The organism is Candidatus Marivariicella framensis (genome assembly GCF_982709265.1).
Genome location: NZ_CEXPNT010000001.1, coordinates 89,851 through 112,412 on the forward strand (window position 1 = coordinate 89,851; position 22,562 = coordinate 112,412).

Annotated in this window: 22 protein-coding genes and 1 other RNA gene; 12 read left to right on the plus strand and 11 right to left on the minus strand. The window is 30.1% G+C overall.

What is annotated here, in order from left to right:
• Positions 1–5: 5 nt before the first annotated feature.
• Positions 6–1,136 (plus strand): N-acetyl-alpha-D-glucosaminyl L-malate synthase BshA, encoded by a 1,131-nt coding sequence (gene bshA / locus AC34EU_RS00405; RefSeq protein WP_487532941.1) that lies wholly within the window; start codon positions 6–8, stop codon positions 1,134–1,136.
• On the opposite strand, the gene AC34EU_RS00410 is transcribed toward bshA, so the two are convergent.
• Positions 1,129–3,216: a penicillin acylase family protein gene (locus tag AC34EU_RS00410; RefSeq protein ID WP_489695980.1), complete on the minus strand. Its 2,088-nt coding sequence runs from the start codon at positions 3,214–3,216 to the stop codon at positions 1,129–1,131. The two genes, bshA and AC34EU_RS00410, sit on opposite strands and share 8 nt — an antisense overlap.
• Positions 3,217–3,326: 110 nt before the next feature.
• On the opposite strand from AC34EU_RS00410, the gene AC34EU_RS00415 reads away from it, so the two are divergent.
• The 3 genes from AC34EU_RS00415 (at position 3,327) to AC34EU_RS00425 (ending at position 5,677) form a co-directional block, all read left to right on the plus strand.
• Positions 3,327–3,530, plus strand: coding sequence for a hypothetical protein (locus tag AC34EU_RS00415; RefSeq protein WP_489695981.1), 204 nt, complete (start codon positions 3,327–3,329; stop codon positions 3,528–3,530).
• Positions 3,531–3,603: 73 nt separating this feature from the next.
• Entirely contained in the window at positions 3,604–4,107 is a 504-nt protein-coding gene (locus AC34EU_RS00420) for an SOUL family heme-binding protein (RefSeq protein WP_487532944.1), read from the plus strand.
• A gap of 22 nt (positions 4,108–4,129) precedes the next feature.
• The gene (locus AC34EU_RS00425) at positions 4,130–5,677 is read left to right on the plus strand and encodes an InlB B-repeat-containing protein (protein WP_487532946.1); all 1,548 of its coding nucleotides are present in this window, start codon (positions 4,130–4,132) and stop codon (positions 5,675–5,677) included.
• Positions 5,678–5,693: 16 nt separating this feature from the next.
• Here AC34EU_RS00425 and AC34EU_RS00430 read toward each other — a convergent pair whose 3' ends face one another.
• Positions 5,694–5,870 (minus strand): DUF1272 domain-containing protein, encoded by a 177-nt coding sequence (locus AC34EU_RS00430; RefSeq protein ID WP_487532948.1) that lies wholly within the window; start codon positions 5,868–5,870, stop codon positions 5,694–5,696.
• 80 nt (positions 5,871–5,950) lie between these two features.
• Here AC34EU_RS00430 and AC34EU_RS00435 point away from each other — a divergent pair, with 80 nt between their 5' ends.
• Positions 5,951–6,628, plus strand: coding sequence for a M24 family metallopeptidase (locus AC34EU_RS00435; RefSeq protein WP_487532950.1), 678 nt, complete (start codon positions 5,951–5,953; stop codon positions 6,626–6,628).
• Positions 6,629–6,639: 11 nt separating this feature from the next.
• Positions 6,640–8,238 (plus strand): phytoene desaturase family protein, encoded by a 1,599-nt coding sequence (locus AC34EU_RS00440; protein WP_487532952.1) that lies wholly within the window; start codon positions 6,640–6,642, stop codon positions 8,236–8,238.
• Positions 8,239–8,342: 104 nt separating this feature from the next.
• On the opposite strand, the gene AC34EU_RS00445 is transcribed toward AC34EU_RS00440, so the two are convergent.
• Positions 8,343–8,762 (minus strand): Hsp20/alpha crystallin family protein, encoded by a 420-nt coding sequence (locus AC34EU_RS00445; RefSeq protein WP_489695982.1) that lies wholly within the window; start codon positions 8,760–8,762, stop codon positions 8,343–8,345.
• A gap of 347 nt (positions 8,763–9,109) precedes the next feature.
• Positions 9,110–9,775 carry a ZIP family metal transporter gene (locus AC34EU_RS00450; RefSeq protein ID WP_487532954.1) on the minus strand — a complete coding sequence of 222 codons (666 nt, stop codon included), beginning with the start codon at positions 9,773–9,775 and terminating at the stop codon, positions 9,110–9,112.
• 57 nt (positions 9,776–9,832) lie between these two features.
• On the opposite strand from AC34EU_RS00450, the gene AC34EU_RS00455 reads away from it, so the two are divergent.
• Positions 9,833–10,996: a THUMP domain-containing class I SAM-dependent RNA methyltransferase gene (locus tag AC34EU_RS00455; protein ID WP_487532955.1), complete on the plus strand. Its 1,164-nt coding sequence runs from the start codon at positions 9,833–9,835 to the stop codon at positions 10,994–10,996.
• Positions 10,997–11,000: 4 nt separating this feature from the next.
• Here AC34EU_RS00455 and AC34EU_RS00460 read toward each other — a convergent pair whose 3' ends face one another.
• Genes AC34EU_RS00460 through rlmD form a run of 3 tightly spaced genes read right to left on the minus strand, consistent with a single transcriptional unit; the run spans position 11,001 to position 13,604 of the window.
• Positions 11,001–11,726 carry a DUF6048 family protein gene (locus tag AC34EU_RS00460; RefSeq protein ID WP_487532956.1) on the minus strand — a complete coding sequence of 242 codons (726 nt, stop codon included), beginning with the start codon at positions 11,724–11,726 and terminating at the stop codon, positions 11,001–11,003.
• A complete protein-coding gene (locus tag AC34EU_RS00465; RefSeq protein ID WP_489695983.1) occupies positions 11,692–12,198 on the minus strand; it encodes a DUF6452 family protein in 507 nt (168 codons plus the stop codon). Before AC34EU_RS00465 ends, AC34EU_RS00460 begins: the two co-directional genes overlap by 35 nt.
• A complete protein-coding gene (gene rlmD, locus AC34EU_RS00470) occupies positions 12,195–13,604 on the minus strand; it encodes a 23S rRNA (uracil(1939)-C(5))-methyltransferase RlmD (RefSeq protein ID WP_489695984.1) in 1,410 nt (469 codons plus the stop codon). The genes AC34EU_RS00465 and rlmD overlap by 4 nt, the downstream gene beginning before the upstream one ends.
• 144 nt (positions 13,605–13,748) lie before the next feature.
• Here rlmD and rocD point away from each other — a divergent pair, with 144 nt between their 5' ends.
• Entirely contained in the window at positions 13,749–15,053 is a 1,305-nt protein-coding gene (rocD, locus tag AC34EU_RS00475) for an ornithine--oxo-acid transaminase (protein ID WP_487532959.1), read from the plus strand.
• 26 nt (positions 15,054–15,079) lie between these two features.
• Positions 15,080–16,216, plus strand: a complete 1,137-nt coding sequence (locus AC34EU_RS00480; RefSeq protein ID WP_487532960.1) for a cysteine desulfurase family protein — start codon at positions 15,080–15,082, stop codon at positions 16,214–16,216.
• 10 nt (positions 16,217–16,226) lie between these two features.
• Here AC34EU_RS00480 and AC34EU_RS00485 read toward each other — a convergent pair whose 3' ends face one another.
• Complete coding sequence (locus AC34EU_RS00485; RefSeq protein WP_487532961.1) at positions 16,227–17,891, minus strand: M23 family metallopeptidase; 1,665 nt, start codon at positions 17,889–17,891, stop codon at positions 16,227–16,229.
• Between the two features lie 77 nt (positions 17,892–17,968).
• Here AC34EU_RS00485 and AC34EU_RS00490 point away from each other — a divergent pair, with 77 nt between their 5' ends.
• The 3 genes from AC34EU_RS00490 (at position 17,969) to ssrS (ending at position 18,727) form a co-directional block, all read left to right on the plus strand.
• Positions 17,969–18,271, plus strand: coding sequence for a hypothetical protein (locus AC34EU_RS00490; protein ID WP_487532962.1), 303 nt, complete (start codon positions 17,969–17,971; stop codon positions 18,269–18,271).
• A gap of 5 nt (positions 18,272–18,276) precedes the next feature.
• Positions 18,277–18,573 (plus strand): cell division protein ZapA, encoded by a 297-nt coding sequence (locus tag AC34EU_RS00495; RefSeq protein WP_487532963.1) that lies wholly within the window; start codon positions 18,277–18,279, stop codon positions 18,571–18,573.
• A gap of 44 nt (positions 18,574–18,617) precedes the next feature.
• A non-coding RNA gene (gene ssrS / locus AC34EU_RS00500) (6S RNA) lies at positions 18,618–18,727 on the plus strand.
• 39 nt (positions 18,728–18,766) lie between these two features.
• Here the strand turns inward: ssrS and AC34EU_RS00505 are convergent.
• Genes AC34EU_RS00505 through glpK form a run of 3 tightly spaced genes read right to left on the minus strand, consistent with a single transcriptional unit; the run spans position 18,767 to position 22,554 of the window.
• Complete coding sequence (locus tag AC34EU_RS00505; protein WP_487532964.1) at positions 18,767–19,510, minus strand: MIP/aquaporin family protein; 744 nt, start codon at positions 19,508–19,510, stop codon at positions 18,767–18,769.
• Complete coding sequence (locus AC34EU_RS00510; RefSeq protein WP_487532965.1) at positions 19,507–21,063, minus strand: glycerol-3-phosphate dehydrogenase/oxidase; 1,557 nt, start codon at positions 21,061–21,063, stop codon at positions 19,507–19,509. Before AC34EU_RS00510 ends, AC34EU_RS00505 begins: the two co-directional genes overlap by 4 nt.
• Positions 21,064–22,554 (minus strand): glycerol kinase GlpK, encoded by a 1,491-nt coding sequence (gene glpK, locus AC34EU_RS00515; RefSeq protein ID WP_487532966.1) that lies wholly within the window; start codon positions 22,552–22,554, stop codon positions 21,064–21,066. It lies immediately after the preceding gene.
• Positions 22,555–22,562: the final 8 nt, after the last annotated feature.

The following is a 22,562-nucleotide window of genomic DNA, read 5'->3' on the forward strand; positions in this document are numbered from 1 at the left end:
TAAATGTGAAAATTGCAATTGTTTGTTACCCAACTTATGGAGGGAGTGGAGTAGTAGCTACTGAGTTAGGTCATGCCCTTTCTATATTAGGTCATGAGATACATTTTATAACCTATAAACAACCTGTAAGGTTAGATACATTAAATAAAAATATTTTTTTTCATGAAGTCTTTGTTCCAGAGTATGATTTATTTCACTATCAACCCTATGAACTAGCTTTATCCAGTAGGATAGTAGATGTCGTTAAAGCCTATAAAATAGACGTATTACATGTTCATTATGCGATCCCTCATGCTTACGCTGCATACATGGCTAAAATGATGCTTAAAGATGAAGGTGTTTCTCTTCCTATCGTTACCACTCTTCACGGCACAGATATAACCCTAGTAGGAAGTCATCCTTTTTATAAAACAGCAGTTACTTTTAGTATTAACAATTCTGATTTTGTGACATCAGTTTCTAAAAGTTTAAAAAATGATACAGAAAGCCTATTTGATATTAACAAACCGATTCAAGTTATTCCAAACTTCATTGATGTCAATAAACATGCTCATCTTGAAAGACCATGCCACAGAGAGTCAGTAGCAGATAATAAAGAAAAAATTATAATACATATCTCTAATTTTAGACCCTTAAAAAGGGTTAAAGATGTTGTTAAGATTTTTGAGATTGTTCAAAAAGAAATTCCTTCTAAATTACTGATGGTAGGAGAAGGACCTGAAAGAATTAAAGCTCAGAGATATGTTAAAAAAAATAATTTAAGTGAAAAGGTTTTGTTTTTAGGTAAAAGCAATGAGGTTAATGAATTACTGTGTTATAGTGATATTTTTTTGTTACCATCTGAAAAAGAGAGTTTTGGATTAGTTGCATTAGAGTCGATGCTTCATAAAGTTCCAGTTATATCAACTAATACTGGAGGTCTTTCTGAAGTAAATATAGATGGAATATCAGGATACTTATCTTCAATTGGAGATGTTAAGCAAATGGCGAATAACACAATTAAAGCGTTGTCTAACGACAAGTTGTATGAAAAGCTTCAAAAGGGGGCTTTTGAACAAGCTATAAGTTTTGATATTTCTAATATCATTCCTAAATACGAAGAAGTTTACAAGAAAGCTTTAGAAAGCTCTATTTAGGATTATAAATTTTGATTGCTTTTGAAAGGATTAGTTGTTTATCTAATGTCATTTTTTTTGTTTTGAAAGAAGCGTATTTATCCATCTGATCACTGTAATGTATACTTTTAGGATCATCTGAACTTCCATAAGATATGATTGATTCTATTTCAGGTCCTTCAGGTGTGAATTTAACTAATTCAATATAAGATTCGCCAGCTATAACTTGACTCATTCCTTCTTTATATGGGACAGATTTCATTGTTGTTAGAACATCTCTTAATCCATAAATAGGTATTTCTTTATCTCCTCTAACTAATTTTTGAAACTCTCCTAATTTAACTTTTTCTTTTCCAAAATATTTCATCATGTGTTCCTTTGTTTCCTTCAAAGCATTAATTAAAAAAGTTTTAGGAAAAATTTTAGGTTCGGATAACATATTATAATACTTGCCGAGTTTAAAGTACAAAATTGCATATGCTCCTGCTCCAATTGAGTTAACATCTGCTTTTCTGTCCCATTGTTGAATATCAATTAAAATATCTCGAATTTCAGGGTATTTATCTGCTTTTATATCGAACAGAGCGTTTATATCCATCCATGAATAAGCCATTGGAGTTGGAAGAGTATTATCGTATTTAATTTTCTTAAAATCGTCATAATCGAATTTTAAATTTTGGTCAATTAAATATTTCAACCTTGTGGATCTATTATTGTTAAAAGTTTCAAACCCCATGTCTTTTGAAAAATTATTTTTATTTGGATTTTCTTCAGTTGAGGTTGATAAGAATGGAGAATGGTTGGTGTTATAAAAATAACCTGACTTTGGTTGAAGAACTTGTGGTAATTCTTCAATATCATAAGTTGTTGTCCATAATGTTTTTTTGGTATTTCCAGGCACAACATTTTTCCAATCGTAACCCTCCGCTCTTTTTGGAATTAGACCATTAGAAATATAAAAAATAGTATCATTTTTATCTGCATATCCAATATTGTAACCAGGAAGTGCTTTCATTTTAAGTGTTGAATAAAACTCTGAAAATTTTTTAGACTTTCCCATTTTCCACCATTGTTCAAGCGCTCTTATTTCATTTAAAGACGAGGTTCTTATTGAATAATATCCAGATTTATTTTTTAAAGTTGGACCATAAATACTTTTAAAATATTGCTTTTTAACTTTAAATGGAATTCCTAAAATTTTCACTCTTACTTCAGCTTTATATTTTTCCAAATCATAATATTTTCCATCTACTAGATACTTGTGTTTCTTTTCAGGGTGCATTTCTAATGCAAAAACATCAGTTTTATCAGGCCTGTTAACAGTATGACACCAACCTAAGTCTTCATTTACTCCAATTAAAACATTAGGGCTTCCAGCAAAAAGAGCTCCTAATATATTTGTTCCTTCATCGCTTTGCAAGTGAACTTCATACCATGAGACTGGTCCGTCAAGTGGTTGATGAGTATTGATTGCCAAATAGGTGTTTTTATCTTTAGTTTTACTACTATTAAATGCAAATGTGTTAGATCCTTTTTCTTGATTAGAATAGAGGTCAATAGATTGATCAATAATTTTATAATTTAAATCATTTTTAACTATTTTTTCGGTCCAATAGTCGCCTTCAGAAGATATAAAGAGTTGTAAATGCGCATATTTGAGCATTTTTTTTGGGGTTACAGGAAATAAGTCTGGATGAAGAACTTTGTTTGGATTTTGCTCTGCAAAACTATTAATCCCCTCAGAGTACCCTTCTAAAACTTTTTTATATTCAGGACTAATTTTTTTTTCATAATCCCTTTCAACTATTTCATCAGAGCGTATGAACTGAGCTAAAAAATCAGCTCCTGAACCTTTAAGACCAATATGTTTAGAAAGAATTGCGTTTCCAGCGAGATATGATTGTTGAATAGTTTTAAAATCATCCTCCGAATGAGCCCAAGCTAATCCATAAGCCAGTTCTGCATCGGTTTTAGTAAAAATATGAGGCACTCCGTATTTATCACGGGCTATGGTTATGTTTTGTGGGTTGATTTGACCTAAAATTGGTGATGAGGTTAATAAGAATATATATATTAAAAATATAAATCTATGAAGGTTCATTCTTGTTTATTTTAAAGACAAATATATATTCATTTATGCAAAATAAATCTTATTGTTTAGCATCATTTTATTAATTTTAGGCATAATTAAAAAAACTGAGTGATAGAGACGTGATAAAAGTTAGAAGAGACGATGCTGTATGTGGACTTTTTTATATAGTAAATGCAGTTTTATTTAGTTTTTTTTCAATAAAGTGGATGTGTTTAGGTTTTGAAGTATTACAAATTATTAGTCCATTCACTAAATTTTGTCCAGTATCTTTTATTTTAAATATAATGATGCCAGACACACAATCTATTCAAAATGCAAAATAAATCAAATAATCATAAATATTTTAAAAAGAGAATTGAATGCCTTTTTTTTATTATGTTTCTTTATCCACTTTTTATGATGTCCCAATATGAAACACAAAAATTTGATATAGTATCAAATTTTGATGGAATTGAGATTAGATACTATCCACCTTCTATGATGATAAAATATGATGGTGATGTAAATAAAAGTAGTGGCTTTGCCCCCCTGTTTAAGTATATTTCTGGTTCAAACGACTTGAATCAAAAGATGTCGATGACAACCCCAGTTCATATGCAGAAAACTAACACTAAATCTTCGATGGAATTTGTTCTTCCATCCAAGATTACTCTCGAAACTGCTCCCAACCCATTAAATTTAGATTTAAAATTATATCAAAGTATCGGCCAATATTATGCAGTTATTAAGTATGGAGGTTATACTAACTCTGAGAAAGAAAACAAATTTTCAAAAGAACTTATTTTAAAACTCAATCTTAATAGCATACAAATAAATGGAGACACAAAGATTTTAGTCTACAATAGCCCATATAGATTCATAAACAGGAATAATGAGATTATAGTCCCAATAATTTATTAATACTAAAAATAAATAAATAATCATGAAGAAACTTTTAATAATCACTTTTTTAATTATTTATTCTTGTTCATCATCTGATGACGGATATGTTACACCTTCAGTTGTAGTTCAACCTCCAGTAGATGCGACAGAACCAGTTACAGTTCAATACACATTAACTGTAACTTCAGGCTTGGGTGGTTCAGTATCATCAACTGGGGGTACATATGATGAAGGCACATCTGTCACAATTACTGCGTCTGCAAATTTTGGTTTTAATTTCGTGAATTGGACAGGCAATAGTTCTACTGATGCTTCAATATCAATCATTGTAAATTCAGATATTACTATATCTGCAAATTTTCAAGAAATAAGTTCTGTTGAAAGCTCCCCAAGCTTCGATTTAATATATCCCTTAATAGTAAAAGAAATTCCAGAATCAGAATTTGAATTAATTTTTAACACCTCTTCGTTAAAAATGAATACTAGAGTTGCTAAAATAATGGCTATAGTATTTCCAGTTGGAAATTTAATAAGTGAGGGTGGTTTTATTGGTCCTGGAGGCTTTAATTCTTACGAAGTTGTTCTAAACAATGATCAATTATCTTCAATAGAAACTAGTATGTCAAATTGGATTTCTACACATACTAGTTTCAACGAGACTCAACTTCAAGAAATTGTTGATGAAAACATGAATTATATTAATAATGGTGCTGATGTTTCTTCTCAGTTTGCAATTACATCTGATGTGAGACTAGTTTTAATTGCTGCTCCAAGTGAAATGAGCATTCCAAATTTAAAAAAATTATTTATTCATGAAACTTATCATGCATTTCAGCAGGATTTGGAAGATGAAAGTTGTAGAAATTTGATGGATCAAAACGAGAATTCAAACTCTAGATGGATCATAGAAGGTGGCGCGGAGTATTTTTCACACAATGTTGCAGCAGAGATAGGTATAATTGAATCAGCAAAATCTATTTTTATGGAAGAAGCCTTAGCTGCTTATAACCAGTCGGTTTCTGAAAACGAGCCTAATCCAAATTCATTGTTAGGTGGAGCAATTGCTTCTAGAGGAGCTGCTGCTATTAATTTAATGATAGATCAAGGTTTTTTAACAGAAGCTGAAGTAATGAATGGGCTTTTGTTTACCTCTTGCGCAAGAGAAAATGAATATTCTGACCAGAATTCTAACATTGATTTCATCAAAAATAATTGGTTTAAAATTCAAGATATCTCTGGTGTTTGGTCCTTCAACATTGATACTTCTGAGTCATATTCTCTCTCAGTAACCGCTAATAATTCATCCGATTATAGCTTAAGTGGAACCGACAGGAATGGAAATGTTTCTGGAAATGATCCAGGTTTAGTTTTTAATATTGGTGATAATATCAATTTTGTTGTAGATGCAACTGGTCACCCATTTTATTTAAAAACAATAGCTGGAACTGGCTCAGGAAATTTAATAGATGGAGTAGTGGGTAATGGGGTTGATGATGGGACTGTTTCTTGGACGCCAACTGAAGCAGGTGTATACTACTATCAATGTTCTTTGCATGGAGGTATGGTAGGTACTATAACTATTGAGTAGATTTTTTTAATTGGTGTTAATTTCTTATTGGTCTTATTTGAAGGTCGCCATTACAGTTAGGGCAAATATGTTTTAGTTTTTTTTCAACACAGTCTTTGCAAAAAGTACATTCATAAGAGCATATGAAAACTTCTTTACTTACATTTAGAAAGTGCTTATTGCAATTTTCACAATTAGTTTTCATTTCTAACATATAAGAAAAATAATTTTTTTACTCATGATTTAGTCAAATAATAATTATTAAATTAAGCCATTAAATAATGAATAGATAAAATGAATGATACTAAATTACAACTAATTGGGGCAGAAAAAAAAGCAGCTCAATTGTTTAATCAAATTGATAACAGGGGCTTAATTTGTCCTGGCAAGTCAGAAAACGATCTTAATGCTGAGATCTTTAATCTAGCTTTCGAGCTTTATGGAATAAAAAAGTATTGGCACAAGAGAATTGTTAGGGCTGGAAAAAACACTCTTAAGCCATATAATGAAAATCCAGATAATTTAATAATACAAGAGGATGATATTTTGTTTATTGATTTTGGACCGATATTTGATGAGTGGGAGGCTGATTATGGAAGAACTTATGTTTTAGGAGACGATAAGCTAAAGCTGAAGCTTGTTAAAGATATTTCACTAGCTTGGAATGAGTGTAAGAATTTTTTTATTTCAAGAAAACATATAACAGGGGCTGAGCTTTACGATTACGCAGTTAAAAGTGCAAACAATTATGGTTGGAAATTTGGAGGTGAAATTGCCGGACATTTAATTGGTCACTTTCCACATGAAAAATTGGATAAAGAAGATAAAACTAACTATGTCCACCCTGATAATAATATCGATATGTTAGCTCTAGATATAAATGGAAATAAAAGAGATTGGATACTTGAAATTCATTTTGTTGATAACGAAAAGGAGATAGGTGGGTTTTTTGAACAGCTTTTAACTTGTTAAATTTATTTTAAATGATTCAATCGTATAAAAGAAAATATAAAACAGAAGATCATTACGATGTAATAATGATTGGTTCTGGAATTGGATGCTTATCTGCTGCAGCTATTTTATCAAAAGAAGGCAAAAAAGTTCTTGTTCTTGAAAGGCATTACACTGCTGGTGGATTTACGCATGTTTTTAAAAGAAGAGGTTATGAGTGGGATGTTGGTATTCATTATATAGGTGAGGTTCAAAGAAAGAATAGTGCTATAAGACTGTTATTCGATTACATTACTGATTCGAAGCTTAAATGGGCTGATATGGGTAGTGTTTACGACAGGGTGATTATTGGTAACAAAAAGTATGATTTTGTAAAAGGTGTTAAGAATTTTAAAAATAAATTGGTAGAATATTTTCCTGACCAAGAGACTTCTATTAAAAACTACATAGATCTTATTTTTTCTTCAAATAAAGCTACAGGTAAATTCTACTTAAGCAAAGTTTTGCCAAGTTTTATCGATAAGATTTTAGGTCGTTTCATGAGGAGAGAATATTTAAAATATTCAAATCAGACAACTTATGATGTTTTATCAAAAATTATTAAAAATGATCAATTAATAAAAGTTCTTACTGCGCAGTATGGAGATTATGGTCTTCCTCCTAAACAGAGTAGTTTTGCAATGCATGCATCGGTAGTTAAGCATTATTTTGATGGAGGTAGTTTCCCTGTTGGCGGATCTTCAAGGATTTTAGAAACAATAGATCCTGTGATAGAGAGATCGTCTGGAACAATTTTAGTTAGTGCAGAAGTGAAGCAGATTGTTGTGAAAAAAAATAAAGCTGTTGGTGTTCTAATGTCGGATGGTAAAGAATTCTATGCAAATAAAATAGTCAGTGGTACTGGAGTTTTTAATACTTATGAAAAATTGATCCCATCAGAGATGTGTAAAAAATATAATTTAACTCCAAGGTTAAATGAAATTAAGCCATCGGTTTCACATGGTTGTCTTTATATTGGGTTAAATGGATCACCAGAAGATTTAAATCTCCCTAAAAATAATTTGTGGATATATCCAGATAAAGGAAGTCATGATCAGTGTGTTGACGACTATTTGAATGATATCGATGCTCCATTTCCATTGGTTTATATTTCTTTTCCATCATCTAAGGACCCTACATGGAATAAAAGATATCCTGGCAAAAGTACTATTGATGTTATTACTCTTTTGCCTTACGAAACTTTTTCTCAATGGGAAGGTACAAAATGGATGAAAAGGGGGGGTGATTATGATCAGCTCAAAGAAAAGATTTCTAAAAGACTTTTAGAATGCTTATTTGATAAGATTCCAGATCTAAGAGATAAAATAGATCATTATGAATTGTCAAGCCCATTAACCACAAAGAATTTTGTTAATTATAAAAAAGGTGAATTGTACGGAATTGATCATAATCCAGAGCGTTTCAATCAAGTTTTTCTAAAGCCTAAAACAGAAATTAAAAACTTTTTTCTTACCGGACAAGATATCGTTACTGCTGGAGTAGGAGGGGCTTTGTTTTCCGGATTATTAACAGCTAGTGCAGTTTCTGGAAAAAACTTATTAAATAGAATTAAAAAGAGTTCCAATTCTTAAAGTATTGTACTTTAATAGGATCATTATGAATAATTTTTAAAAAAACCCTCCTGAAAGGAGGGTTTGGAACTAATTAAAATTACATCAATATTGTAAAAAAATTATTATTTGATTTTAATAAATTTCTTAGGTTGTAATTGGTCTTCTTTATTTTTAGGTAATTTAATTTTTAAAACACCATTAAGGTAAGAAGCATTTATTTTTGACAATTCTACACTTTTAGGGATTGAAAAACTTCTTTTGAATGAGTTGTAATCAAATTCCTTCCTTGTGAAATCATCATTTTCATTTTCATTGTTTTTAACAACCTCAATTGACATTACTTTGTTTTCGTAGCTTATTTGAAAATTATCCTTATTGACCCCTGGAGCTGCAATTTGTAATGTAAAGCTCTTATCATCTTCTTTTACGTTAACAGCTGGTGTTGAGTTTGAATAATCTGGAATAGGTATGTCCCAGTTTGTTTTAAAAAAATCATCCATTATTGATGGAAATCTAGTATTTTGTTTTCTAATTAAATTCATAATATTTATATTTTAGTTAAACATTTTTTACAAATTATTAAATACAAAATCAATGCCCATACAGAATATTGACATATTGTCAGTATTAATATGAAATAAACATGACATAAGGTCATGTTTATAGTGTAATTGTCAGATTATATAGCTATTATTTCTTATTTTACCTAATTAGATTTTTGCTTCAGTTGCTAAACAAGTACCTGAGTTAAAACCATAAGCGTGAGTGAGCCAAGATAATATCAATTAAAATCATTTGATTCTCCAGCAAAACACAAACTACAAGTTCACATAGTATTAATCCACTGATTTAGAATAATAACCATTCTTTCCTAAAGTAAGATTTGAAATTAAATAATTGCAGCAATTAATATAGCTGCGACAATACTGAAAATTTTTTGAAGATTAAATTTATGTCCTTCACTACTTTCAAATAAAATTGTTGTCCCAATGTGCAAAAGCATCCCAACTACAACAGCAGTCAATGGATATAGTAAATCTTCAAAAAGAGGTAGCTTATAAGAAATAATTGCTCCTAAAGGTGTGGCGATAGAAAAAGCACCCAAACACAATAATTTATACTTAACTGAGCCGTTAACCTTTTTAAAAATAAAATAAACAACCATTGCCACGGGAATTTTATGAATAAATAAACCCCAGCTTAATGTTTCAAATTTATTTATTGGTATACCCTCTAAAAAGGCATGAAAACATATGCTTCCTAGAATTATAAATGATTGATTCTGATTTGTTTTTGAGTGTGAGTGACCATGTTCAGCACCCTTCGAAAAAAACTCTAAAATAATTTGTAATAAAATTCCAATCATTATCCAAGGCCCAGGCGTAAATGGTGTTTGAAGATATAGAACAGGTAGAATATCAGAAACAATTAAGCTTATAAGTAGTGCGCCACTAAAAGCTAAAATCAGTTTTAAATCTTTGGACTTAAAATTAAAGGCAATATAAAAACCGATTAAACATCCAATTAAAGGCAATAAAATATTAATTATTTTCATTTATAATAAAAATATAATTTCAGCAAAATTAAAGTATTTTTGATCTGTAAATGATTTATGGATAATAATTTTAAGATAGTTGCCAAGACCTTTTATGGAATGGAAGAAGTTCTTGCTAAAGAACTTCTTGATCTTGGTGCTCAAAATATAGAAATTGGTAATAGAATAGTATCTTTTATCGGTGATAAAGGTTTTATCTATAAAGCAAACCTATGTTTACATACGGCTCTTAAAATTCTAAAGCCCATTTATGAGTTTAAAGCTAATTCCAATGAAGACTTATACAACGAGCTGTATAAATATCAATGGAGTGACTACATGAACGAATCAAGTACTTTTGTTTTTGATTCGGTCCTTTCAGGAAATATTTTTACACATTCACTATTTGTTTCTCAAAAAGCCAAGGACGCTTTAGTTGACAAATTTAGAGATGAAAATAAGACTCGTCCAAATGTTGATCTTAAACATCCTGATTTTCGCTTTCACCTCCATATTAACAATAATGTTTGTAGTTTGTTATTAGATTCTTCAGGTGAATCTTTACACAAGAGAGGTTATAGAACATCAACTAACATCGCTCCAATAAATGAAGTTTTAGCTGCTGGAATAATTAAGTTATCAGGATGGGATAAATCAATTGATTTTATAGATCCAATGTGCGGTAGTGGCACTTTTTTAATAGAAGCAGCTATGATGGCATCTAATATTCCAGCTAATATAAATAGAGATGAATTCGCTTTTGAAAAATGGCCAGATTGGGATCTTGATTTATTTGAGTTGATTCAAAATTCACAATTAAAGAAAGTCAAGGAGCCTAGCATTCGTGTTTATGGATATGATAAGTCTCCATCGGCTATTCTAAAAGCTAAACAAAATATAAATCAGGCTAGTTTAAGTGATTTTATTTCAGTTGATCAAAATAGTTTTTTTGATACAAGCAAGGCTTCTAATGAAAAATTACATTTAGTTACAAATCCTCCCTACGGAGAAAGGTTAAAAGGCGATATAAAAGAATTATACAAAAACATAGGAGATACCTTAAAGACTAAATACTCAAATACTGACGCATGGTTTATCTCTTCTAACTTGGATGCAATGAAGTATGTTGGATTAAGACCGAGCAGAAAAATAAAATTATTTAATGGTAAGTTAGAATCTCGACTATTATATTTTCCTATTTATCCGGGAACAAAAAAAATTCACAAGCTGAATAAACCTTAAAGTATTATCTAGATTTCCCCCATTTAAAGGGAATTGAATAGGTGAGGGTGTAATTAAAGGATGAGCCGAAAATATTTTCATCTGTAACTCTATTAAATCCAGGAATGAATAAAACACCAAAATTTTCCGAAGAAGTGCTGCCCAATAATCTGTTAAGTCTTAGACTAAACCCCATATAAGTGTTTTTTAAAACTTGAACTTTCATTCCAACTAAGAATTCAATCCATTGAGCATTTAAATCACTTAATTTCCCAGTAGAGTATTCATTTTGAACAAGTTCCTCCTCAAAAATTTGTTCAGTTCTATATAGTAAGTAATTATTAATATTATGATTATATAGGCTGTTTGCAAATCTAAAACCTAAATAAACCTGATTATTCATTCCAGTCCAGTTTTTATACATATTGAAATCAAACCCAAATTTAATATAACTTCCAGATGTTGTAAAGTTTATAAGTTCAGATTGTTGAGTTCTTTCTAGAGTCCCAATTTCGGAACTCAGATAAAGGTTTTCTTTTACTCTAAGGTCTCCAACAATTTCAAAACCTTTAAAAGTTTTATCAAATTGAGATATGGCAGGTTGAAAAAGATCAACACCAAAACGAAGTGTTAATGGAGCTTTTGTTTTATCATTAACTAAACTGTCTTTTTTAGATTGGGCAGATAGTAATTGTAAATTAATAATAAAAATAAAACTAATGATACAATGCCAGGTGCATGCTGTTTTCATTTAATATTGAATCTTTTATGATTTTATATGATTTAATCCAGGAATTTTCAGTGCCAATTCCTTCAATTGGATTTTCGTTAAATATAAATTGACCTTTAAAACCGCATGCTCTATCCATATAAATATCGAAACGATCATGATTTATTTTTAATGTATCTATATTTTCATCTTCACCACCCCAATTATAAAAAAACTTTAGTTGAGTGAAGTCTTGAGAGTCTTTAAGTGGTATTGAAATTGAATCATTTCCTAAAAAATATCTTCTTATGTAATCTCGATAATCATCATCTAATTTATTTATCACTAAAAAAGGAACATTTTTTGGCTCATTTATATTATTAGCATCAAAAAATCTAATTATTAAGTTTGGAGTTCCCTTTGTTCCTTCAATACAGATATCATCTCTTTCACATTTACTTAATGATGTAAAAGATAAAATTATTAGAATAGAAATTATTATTTTTCTCTTCATTGCTTTTCTAAAAGTACAACATTTTCTACATGATGAGTCTGTGGAAACATATCAACAGCTCTAGATCTACTTATTTTATAATTACCTTTTAATATGAATAAATCTCTTGCTTGAGTGGCACTGTTGCAACTTACATAAACTATCTTTTTTGGAGATAATTTTAATATCTGTTCAACAACCTTTTTGTGCATTCCATCTCTTGGAGGATCAGTTATAACGACATCTGCTTTTCCATACTTATTAATAAAGGCATCATTAAAAACTGTTTTCATATCTCCTAAAACAAACTCTACATTTCTAATTTTATTAGCTTTTGCATTATGCTTTGCAGCTTCAATAGCTTCAGCCACAGACTCGATTCCAATTACTTTATGACATTTTTTTGAAATAAACTGTGCAATTGTTCCTGTTCCAGTATAAAGGTCATAAACAATTTCAGATCCTTGAAGACTTGCATAATCAAGAGTTATTTTATATAACTCATATGCTTGTTTGCTGTTAGTTTGATAAAAAGATTTGGGTGTGATCTTGAATTTTAAATCTTCTATTGATTCAGTAATGTAACTTTTTCCAGAGTAGCAAATTATCTCTTGATCATAAAGCGTGTCATTATCCTTTGAATTGACACAATAGTTAAGAGAAGAAATAGCTGGGAATTCTGATGTTAAATATTCAAGTAAACTAGCTATTTTTTTTACCTCATTTTCAAAAAATTGAATTAAAACCATTAAACCTCCATTACTGCTTGTTCTTATCATTAAAGTTCTGAGTAGACCTGTTTTATTATAATAATCATAAAATGAAAGATTATTTTTAAAAGAATACTTTCTTATTGAATTTCTAATCTCATTAGAAGGATCTTCTTGTAAATAACATTTTTCAATATCAATTATTTTATCCCACATACCTGGTTTATGAAATCCAAGTCCATTTTTATTAAGATCATTTTCCTTATCATTTATTTCATCAATAGTTAGCCATCTTCTATTAGAAAATGAAAATTCCATTTTATTTCTATAAAAGTACTGTTCGGATGAACCAAGTATGGTTTCAGGTTCTATTAAATCAATCTTACCTATTCTTTTGATATTTTCAAGCACTTCTTTTTGCTTAAAAATTAATTGAGCAGCATAATTCATATTCTGCCATTTACAGCCCCCGCATATTCCGAAATGATCACATTCTGGATCAATTCTATTTGGTGAAGGAGATATTAATTTTTCAATCCTTCCCTCAAGAAAACCTTTCCTTTTTTTAAAAACATTAACATTCACTATGTCTCCAGGAACACCTTTGTAAATAAAAATTGTTTTACCATCAGCTGTTTTTCCTACAGATTTTCCTTTACTGGCAGTATCTATAATTTTTATATCCTCATAAATAATATTTTTATTTTTACTTCTCATTTTACAAAACTACTATTGTTTATAATTTATAGTCATAAACGTTAATTATTATTTTAACAAACTCCAGTTTTAAATTTAAATATTCTTAATATAATTTATATATTTACAACAATAGACAGTAATAATGTTTTAAATAAAACAACCATGGTAGGTCCTACAAAAAAAAACTCAGTTATTGACACTACTCTTTCAAGCTATCATTTGGAATTAGAAAAAGAATTTGGAGCCCATGACTATAACCCTCTTCCAGTTGTTTTAACTAAGGGACAAGGAGTCTTTCTTTGGGATGTTGAAGGTAAAAAATATTATGACTTTTTATCTGCTTACTCAGCAGTTAACCAGGGCCACTGTCATCCAGAAATAATTGAAGCTTTAATAAGTCAAGCAAAAGAGCTTACTTTGACTTCGAGAGCCTTTCATAATGACAAACTAGGGGAATACATGGAGTTTTCAACTAAATATTTTGGCTTTGAAAGATTGCTGCCTATGAATACTGGTGCTGAAGGAGTTGAAACAGCAATAAAAATTACTCGAAAATGGGGTCATACAATTAAAGGTATACCTGAAAATCAAGCTCAAATAATTGTTTGTGAAAATAATTTTCATGGAAGAACTACTACAGTTATTTCTTTTTCATCTGATCCTGGATCTAAAGATTATTTTGGACCCCATACCCCGGGATTTCTTCATGTTCCATATAATGATTTAAAATCTCTTGAATCTACATTAGATAACAATCCTAATGTGGTTGGTTTCTTAGTTGAACCAATCCAAGGAGAGGCAGGAGTTTATGTTCCTGATGAAGATTATTTGTCTGAAGCAAAGAAACTATGTCAAAAAAATAATGTTTTATTTATTGCTGATGAAATTCAAACAGGTATTGGAAGAACGGGATCTTTATTAGCAGTTTGTGGAAATTGCACTTGTGAAAATAATTGTGAAAGACAAAAATCAACATACACAAGACCTGATTTATTAATTTTAGGAAAAGCTCTGAGCGGTGGAACTTATCCAGTTTCTGCTGTATTGTGTGATAGTAAAATAATGGACGTAATACAACCTGGTCAGCATGGGAGTACATTTGGGGGTAATCCTCTTGGTTCTGTAGTAGCAAAAAAGGCTTTAGAAGTTGTTAAAAACGAAAAATTAACTCAAAGAGCAAGAGATCTTGGTAATTATTTTCGTGATGAGATAAATAACTATATAAAACAGAGCTCTATTGTTAAATTAGTTAGGGGTAAAGGTTTGCTTAATGCAATTGTAATTAATGATGAACCCGATAGTAAAACAGCATGGAACATATGTCTCAAGTTGAAAAATAATGGACTTCTTGCAAAACCCACTCATGGAAATATTATAAGGTTTGCACCTCCATTAGTAATAACAAAAACTCAGTTAAATGAATGTATTACTATTATAAAAAAAACATTGCGAGAGTTTGAATCTTAATTAACTTAGCAAAAAATTGTTTTTAGATGGAAGTGTATTTTGATAATGCCGCTACTACTCGTATTAGGCATGAAGTTGTAGACGAAATCAAAAACTGTTTATTAGAAACATACGGTAACCCATCTTCTACTCATTCTTTTGGTAGGTCTGCTAAATCTAAATTAGAAAATGCAAGAAAAGTAATTGCTTCATATTTAAATGCCTCACCTCAAGAAATAATTTTCACTTCTGGCGGAACTGAGTCTGATAACATGTTAATTAGATGTTCAGTCAAAGATATGGGTGTAACCACAATTATATCTTCAAGGATAGAACATCATGCTGTTTTACATACGCTTGATGATCTTGAGTCTTCTGGTATTAATATTAAGTATGTTAAAACAAACAACAAGGGTCAAGTTGATTTTCAAGATCTTGAAAGACTTCTAAAGGAGGATAATTCTAAAAAGCTTGTAACCTTAATGTATGTTAATAATGAGATAGGTACTATTCTAGATCTAGAAAGAGTTGGTTTACTCTGTAAAGAGTTAAATGCATTATTTCATACTGATGCTGTTCAAGGTGTCGCTCACTTTAATATTGATGTTAAAAAATATAATATTGATTTTTTATCTGCTGCAGCCCATAAATTTCATGGACCAAAAGGAGTAGGGTTTTCATACGTTAAAAAGAACACTGGAATTAATCCATTTATTCGTGGTGGAGCACAAGAAAGAGGACTAAGAGCAGGCACAGAAGCTCTTCCAAATATTATTGGAATGGAAAAAGCAATTTCTTTGAGTTACGATAATCTGAATGAAGAAAAAGTATACATACAGTCTATAAAAGATTATTTTATTAAATCTATCAAAAAAATTTTTCCGAACGTTCAATTCAATGGATGTAGTTCTGATTCTGAAGAGAGTACTTATACACTGATAAATATAGCGATACCCGTAATTAAGAAAAAGGCTTCTTTATTAGATTTTCAACTAGACTTAAAGGGAATTGCATGTTCTAAGGGTAGTGCATGCCAGTCAGGAAGTAATCAAGGGTCTCATGTTTTGAAAGAAGTCCAGGGAGAAAAAAATAATGATTGGCCTTCATTAAGGTTTTCTTTTTCTTCTTACAATTCAAAAAAAGAAGTTGATTACTTGATGGGCGTTTTAAAAGAATTTAGCTAATTAGGTAAATTCAGTATTTTTTAAAAAAAACTGATTCATATTGTGATTCATTTCCGTTTAAATCCTCAACTTTTATTTTTAGAATATGTTTTCCATTTGGAAAATAAAGGTCAGAAAAGTTATAAGTAATTATACTATTTTTCGGCTCGTGTTCAAATAAGACCCAGCTCCCATTAATTGACCCTTCGACAGACTTTATTCCTGATAAGTCGTCTTTAACCTTTAATTTTAAAAACTTCAAACTACTTACCCACTCATTTTTTTTAAAGTTTAAAGGTTTAATGATTGGTGGAATTGTATCAATAGATAATGAATATTTACCTAGCTCAGATACTTTTACTGTCCAAAGACTATCTACTTTTCTTGTTTTTAAAAAAAGGGGTTTCCCATGTTTATTTATTTTTGAAATAAAGCCTTTTTTTAAAGTAACGCTATCATTATTAGTGATTAGAAAATTAATCTCAAAACTTTTATTTAAGGGATGAATATTTTCTCCAAGATATAAGGTGTCATTATTGCTTTTGATATTGAGATTAATTGGATTATAAAAAGAATTTTTAAGAAACTTGACACTAATTCCATCTAGATCAATATTGTATTCATAATCTGGATTGATTGTATTTTTATTAGAAATATTTTTAAGAGAATCTTTAATGATTCCTTCGAATTTTAATTTAATATCAGTCCTATTGCCTTTAAAATCTATAATTTTTATACTACCAGTAGAGCTCTCATTATCTAAAATAGTAAACACTCCATATGAATTTGAATTACTGATAAAGCTGTATTTTGATTTTGGATGAGTAAAAAGTTTTTGAATTTTATTTTTTTCTAAGTTCCATTTCTCAAGATCTATCAATAGTTTTAAATGTCTTTTATCATTAAAACTTAGCTCATCCATTTTATAATTGAATGTTGGATTATTATTTAAATTAAAATCTAAAGAATAAACCCCATTTTTACTATATGATTGATCTTGTCGGTCAAAATAACTTAATCCAATTCCAAGACTACCAGTATAATTTATTGTTGAAGCTAAATATGACCCATCATTAATTTTTTTTATTTCAATTTTTTTTAAAAAATCATATTTTCCATCTTTATAAACTTTATATAGGTATAAACCATTAACTTTTGGTTTAATAGTATCAATTATATTAAGCCCAAACTTAATAGGATTTAACGGGTTATTTGTTTCAGAGCTTCTTATTTCGAAATGTAAGTGTGGCCCTGAGCTACCTCCTGTGTTTCCACTGAAGCCAATTAGTTCTCTTGCATTAAAACTTATCACACCCGCTTCAGGAAAGTCTTGAATTTCATAAGATTTTTTTTTGTACTGAATCATTTTGACATAAGTCTCAATTTTTTTAGAAAACTTTTTTAAATGAGCATAAACTGAAGTAGTACCGTCGGTATGTTTTATATATAAACTTTTGCCATAACCGCCCTTGTTAACTCTTACCCTTACAAGGTCTCCATTTTTTATAGATCTGACCTTTAGCCCTTGTTTACCCTTTGTTTTTATATCAATTCCTGTATGAAAATGAGTGTTTCTTAATTCGCCAAAGGTTCCAGATAAATTCAAGGGAATTTCAAGGGGAGATATAGTACTTTGACTATAACTAATAGATGATGATATTAAAAGTATAAATTTAACTAAATGCTTTATCTTCATTTTAATATTAAATTATTACCGAAAATTAAATCAATTATTATGATAATTTTTAAATTTGTGGATAAGTAAATGATTTTATGAATAATTATACTAAAACCATATCACTTTTAGAAGAAAAAGTCATCAAACTCCTTAATAGGCTTAAAGAAAATCATTTAAATTTTAACCAGCTAATAAAAAAAACAAAGTTTCTAGAATCTAACGAGGAGATACTGAAATTTAAATTAGCTGATTTAGAAAAACAAAATAAGTCACTGATAATTGCAAATAACATATTAGGAAGTAACGATGGGAAAGCAATCACAAAACGTAAAATTAATAAATTGATAAACGAAGTTGAAGGTTGCATATTTCAGCTATCAGAAATTAAAGATGAGTAATATTTATGAGTGATTTGATTAAAATAAAAATTACAATAGCTGACAGGGTATATCCTCTTTCAATAGTTCCAGAACAAGAAGAAGTTTTGCGTAATGCAGCAAAAAAAATTGAAACAATGACTAAACAGCTTGAACAAAGCTATGCTGTTAGAGATAAACAAGATGTATTAGCTATGTGTGCTCTACAATATGCAACTAAGCTAGAAAACAATAGTAACCATAATAATCAAGGTCTATCTAAAGAGAATGAAAAAGTGCTCGAGCTTATAGATATTATTGACGTACATTTGAAGACATACTAAGGTTTTAAAATATTGTTTTACCTGTATTAGTAATTATTTGACAAACTCAACGTTTAATTTTTTATAAAAAGTGAGTCGTGATTGTAAAAGCAAGCTGTTACGTAAATAGATCCTTGATCAGTCGGTTAGCTTTAAACATGTTTTTTTGGAGTTTGCTCAAAAACAGGCTAATACAGGTTTTTTTTAAACTTGACTAAGAAATCAAAAAATATAAAAGCCCGGCTAAAGCCCCACCAACAAATGGCCCTAATATCGGTATCCAGCTATATGACCAGTCAGGATTTTTGTTTTTACGAGGTAAGAGAGAGTAAATTAATCTGGGTCCAAAATCCCTTGCTGGATTAATAGCAAACCCAGTATTTCCGCCTAAACTCATTCCAATCACCATAACTACAATACCAATAGGTAGAGCGTCGATTGACCCTAATCCAAAATTTTGAATAACAACACCTTCAATATTTATATTTGGTGTAACAATACAAAGGGCACAAAACACTAAAACAAAAGTTCCAAGAACCTCAGCAAACAAATTGTTTTTGAAATTTCTAATAGCTGGTCCAGTACAAAATGTACCTCTAACAATATCTTCTTCTATTGATTCTCTATAGTGGTCAATATAAGCAACATAACTTAGCCATGACCCCAACATCGCTCCAATTAATTGAGCTAATATATATGAAGGAACCATATTCCAAGAAAATTTTCCGGCAACAGCAAGACCTAATGTTACGGCTGGATTTAAGTGAGCCCCACTTATACTCCCTGCAATAAAAACACCAACAAATACAGCAAAACCCCATGCGATAGTGATTAATAGCCAAGGGTTTTGACCTTCTCCAATGGTTTTCTTTAAATTAACATTAGCTACCACTCCTTGTCCTAAAATAAGTAGAAATGTTGTGCCAATAAGTTCAGCAATAAATGGAGTCACATTCATATTTTATATTTTTTTGTTAAAGTTAAAAAAGATAATTTTTGATCTCTTTTCCAGTTTTGATTTTTATTTAAAGCTTTTGCCATTATCTCTAGTACATCATCAATTAATTTTTCAGTTTCAAATACATCTAAAAATAAACATCGAGTTCTTCTAGCTAAAACATCTTCAAGCGTTAAAGCCATTTCTTTTTGAATTGCCCATAAAATTTGATGTTTAGTAATATTAAGTTTTTTTGATAAAGATTTATTTCCAGAAGGGTCGCTAGTTATTTTTATTATTTCTTTAATGTCAGCTCCATAAACATGAAGTGGGTCATCAAAATCAGGATTTTTATTATATCCATGAATTGGAAGATTCTCAGTAATAGTTTTTGAAGAAGCTAATCCACCAACTAGCATAGCTGAGCTTATTGCATCTTCACCAATTTTCCTATATGTTGTCCATTTACCACCAAGGATACTAATTAGACCACTTGTGCTTATTTTAATTTTATGATGTCTAGAAATTTCTTTGGTTGATTCATTTTTATCATCACTAACAGCAAGCGGTCTTAACCCTACAAAAACACTTTTAATATCTTTTTTTAATGGTTTTGACGCCATATATTCTCCAGCATTTGAAATAATAAAATCAATTTCATCACTCAATGCTCTCGGTTCAGGTTTTGCTTCATTTACCTTAGTATCTGTAGTGCCTAAAATGACATAGTTCTGCCAAGGTACAGCAAAAAGAACTCTACCATCAGATGTGTGAGGGACCATTATTGCATGTTGACTATTTAAAAATTTCTTATCTATAACTACATGAACTCCTTGGCTAGGTTGAATCATCCTAAGAGATTTCGAATCATCCATTAACATTATTGAATCAGAAAAAACACCAGTTGCATTAACAACTACCTTAGATTTTATTTGATACTTAGCTTTACTAAATGAATCTTTAACTTCAACCCCCGAAACAGTGTTGTCACTGCTTTTAATTATATTAATTACTTCAATATAATTTAATACAACTCCACCATGATTTTCAGCAGTTTGAGCAAGACTTATTGCCATTCTTGAGTCATCAAATTGTCCATCATAATAAATCACCCCTCCTTTTAACCCATTTTTTTTAACGTTCGGAATTAAATTTTCAATTTCATTTTTATCAAGAAAAGTAGATGGTCCAATTCCAAGATTACCAGCCATCATATCATATATTTTTAAACCAATTCCATAAAAAGGACTAGTCCACCAATTATAGGATGGTATAACAAAACTTAAATCTTTTACTAAATGTGGAGCATTTTTTTTCAATATTCCTCTTTCTTTTAGAGACTCAATCACTAAAGATATATCACCATTTTGAAGGTATCTAACTCCACCATGAATTAATTTTGTGCTTCTAGAAGAAGTTCCCTTAGCAAAATCATACTTTTCCAATAAAAGTGTTTTATAGCCTCTAGATGCTGATTCTATTGCCGAACCAAGACCAGAAGCACCACCACCAATTATAATAACATCCCATAATTCAACAGATTTAATTTTTGAAAGATTATTTGATCGATTCATTTAATTAATAATCTGATTTATTCTTTTATTCCACAAAATATTTATTTCTTCAATTGATGAGTCTTTTTGAGGTTTAAATAATTTATCCTTTTCCCATATATTCTTAATAGCTTCAATATTTTTAAAATAACCTGTAGCTAATCCCGCTAAAAAAGCAGCACCTAGTGCAGTAGTCTCTGTTATTTTTGGTCTTATAACATTACTTTCGAGGATATTAGCTTGAATTTGCATCAATAAGTTGTTATTACTTGCCCCTCCATCAACCTTTAAAGTATTAAATTTTGTATTTGAATCTTTCTCCATTGCAACAACAACCTCTTTACATCTAAGTGAAATAGCTTCTAAAGCAGCTCTTGCAATATGACCTTTTGTTGTGTCTCTAGTTATACCCATTATGTTTCCTGTAGCATGAGGATCCCAATATGGAGCAGCAAGTCCAGAAAGAGAAGGAATAAATGTAACTCCACCACTGTCTTTTTCGCTACTTGCCAAAGCTTCAATCTCTGATGCTGTTTTAATAATTCCAAGCTTATCTCTAAGCCATTGAACCAATGCTCCAGCCACAAAAACACTACCTTCAATAGCATAAGTGGTTTTTCCATTTATTTGATAGCCAATAGTAGTCAGCATTTTGTTTTTTGATTTTACAGGATTTTCTCCTGTATTCATAATGCAAAAACACCCAGTTCCATAAGTGTTTTTAACATCACCTGGGTTAAAACAAAGCTGACCAAATAGAGCAGCTTGTTGATCTCCAGCTATTCCAGCTACTCTAATTTTCTGATTAAAAATTTCAGCTTCTCCTATTATTTCTGAAGATTGACAAAGGTTTGGAAGGATATTTAAAGGAACATCAAGTAGCTTTAATAGTTCATCATCCCACTTTAATTCATGTATGTTATAAAGTAGAGTTCTACTAGCATTTGAAGGATCAGTTACATGATGTTTTCCGTTTGTTAATTTCCAAATTAACCAAGTGTCAATAGTCCCAAATGCCAATTCATTATTGTTCGCAGAATCTCTTGCGTTAGGAACATTGTCTAAAATCCATTTAATCTTAGTGCCAGAAAAATAAGCATCTAGAATTAACCCTGTTTTTTCTTGAAATAATTCTTTTACTGATAAGTGTGCACTATTATCTTTGATTAGAGCATCACAGATAGAAGCTGTTCTTCTGTCTTGCCATACAATAGCATTATAAACTGGTTTTCCAGTATTTTTATTCCATATGACAGTAGTTTCCCTCTGATTTGTAATCCCAATTGAATCAATATCTTTTGGACTTATTTTTGCTAGTTTAATTACCTCTTCAATTGATTTTAGTTGAGTTTTCCATATTTCTTCTGGATCATGCTCTACCCAACCTTTATTTGGAAAAAATTGTTCAAATTCATATTGAGATATTGCAATTTGATTACCCTTTTTATCAAATAGTATAGATCTAGAACTAGTCGTCCCAGCGTCTAATGCTAAAATGTATTTTTTATTCATTTTATATA

What these genes read in the sequence shown, in the direction of transcription:
- AC34EU_RS00410 (WP_489695980.1), bottom strand. Translation starts at nt 3,216, where the DNA reads ATGAACCTTCATAGATTTATATTTTTAATATATATATTCTTATTAACC.
- AC34EU_RS00420 (WP_487532944.1), top strand. Translation starts at nt 3,604, where the DNA reads ATGATGTCCCAATATGAAACACAAAAATTTGATATAGTATCAAATTTT.
- AC34EU_RS00425 (WP_487532946.1), top strand. Translation starts at nt 4,130, where the DNA reads ATGAAGAAACTTTTAATAATCACTTTTTTAATTATTTATTCTTGTTCA.
- AC34EU_RS00430 (WP_487532948.1), bottom strand. Translation starts at nt 5,870, where the DNA reads ATGTTAGAAATGAAAACTAATTGTGAAAATTGCAATAAGCACTTTCTA.
- AC34EU_RS00435 (WP_487532950.1), top strand. Translation starts at nt 5,951, where the DNA reads ATGAATGATACTAAATTACAACTAATTGGGGCAGAAAAAAAAGCAGCT.
- AC34EU_RS00440 (WP_487532952.1), top strand. Translation starts at nt 6,640, where the DNA reads ATGATTCAATCGTATAAAAGAAAATATAAAACAGAAGATCATTACGAT.
- AC34EU_RS00445 (WP_489695982.1), bottom strand. Translation starts at nt 8,762, where the DNA reads ATGAATTTAATTAGAAAACAAAATACTAGATTTCCATCAATAATGGAT.
- AC34EU_RS00450 (WP_487532954.1), bottom strand. Translation starts at nt 9,775, where the DNA reads ATGAAAATAATTAATATTTTATTGCCTTTAATTGGATGTTTAATCGGT.
- AC34EU_RS00455 (WP_487532955.1), top strand. Translation starts at nt 9,833, where the DNA reads ATGGATAATAATTTTAAGATAGTTGCCAAGACCTTTTATGGAATGGAA.
- AC34EU_RS00460 (WP_487532956.1), bottom strand. Translation starts at nt 11,726, where the DNA reads ATGAAAACAGCATGCACCTGGCATTGTATCATTAGTTTTATTTTTATT.
- AC34EU_RS00465 (WP_489695983.1), bottom strand. Translation starts at nt 12,198, where the DNA reads ATGAAGAGAAAAATAATAATTTCTATTCTAATAATTTTATCTTTTACA.
- rlmD (WP_489695984.1), bottom strand. Translation starts at nt 13,604, where the DNA reads ATGAGAAGTAAAAATAAAAATATTATTTATGAGGATATAAAAATTATA.
- rocD (WP_487532959.1), top strand. Translation starts at nt 13,749, where the DNA reads ATGGTAGGTCCTACAAAAAAAAACTCAGTTATTGACACTACTCTTTCA.
- AC34EU_RS00480 (WP_487532960.1), top strand. Translation starts at nt 15,080, where the DNA reads ATGGAAGTGTATTTTGATAATGCCGCTACTACTCGTATTAGGCATGAA.
- AC34EU_RS00485 (WP_487532961.1), bottom strand. Translation starts at nt 17,891, where the DNA reads ATGAAGATAAAGCATTTAGTTAAATTTATACTTTTAATATCATCATCT.
- AC34EU_RS00490 (WP_487532962.1), top strand. Translation starts at nt 17,969, where the DNA reads ATGAATAATTATACTAAAACCATATCACTTTTAGAAGAAAAAGTCATC.
- AC34EU_RS00495 (WP_487532963.1), top strand. Translation starts at nt 18,277, where the DNA reads ATGAGTGATTTGATTAAAATAAAAATTACAATAGCTGACAGGGTATAT.
- AC34EU_RS00505 (WP_487532964.1), bottom strand. Translation starts at nt 19,510, where the DNA reads ATGAATGTGACTCCATTTATTGCTGAACTTATTGGCACAACATTTCTA.
- AC34EU_RS00510 (WP_487532965.1), bottom strand. Translation starts at nt 21,063, where the DNA reads ATGAATCGATCAAATAATCTTTCAAAAATTAAATCTGTTGAATTATGG.
- glpK (WP_487532966.1), bottom strand. Translation starts at nt 22,554, where the DNA reads ATGAATAAAAAATACATTTTAGCATTAGACGCTGGGACGACTAGTTCT.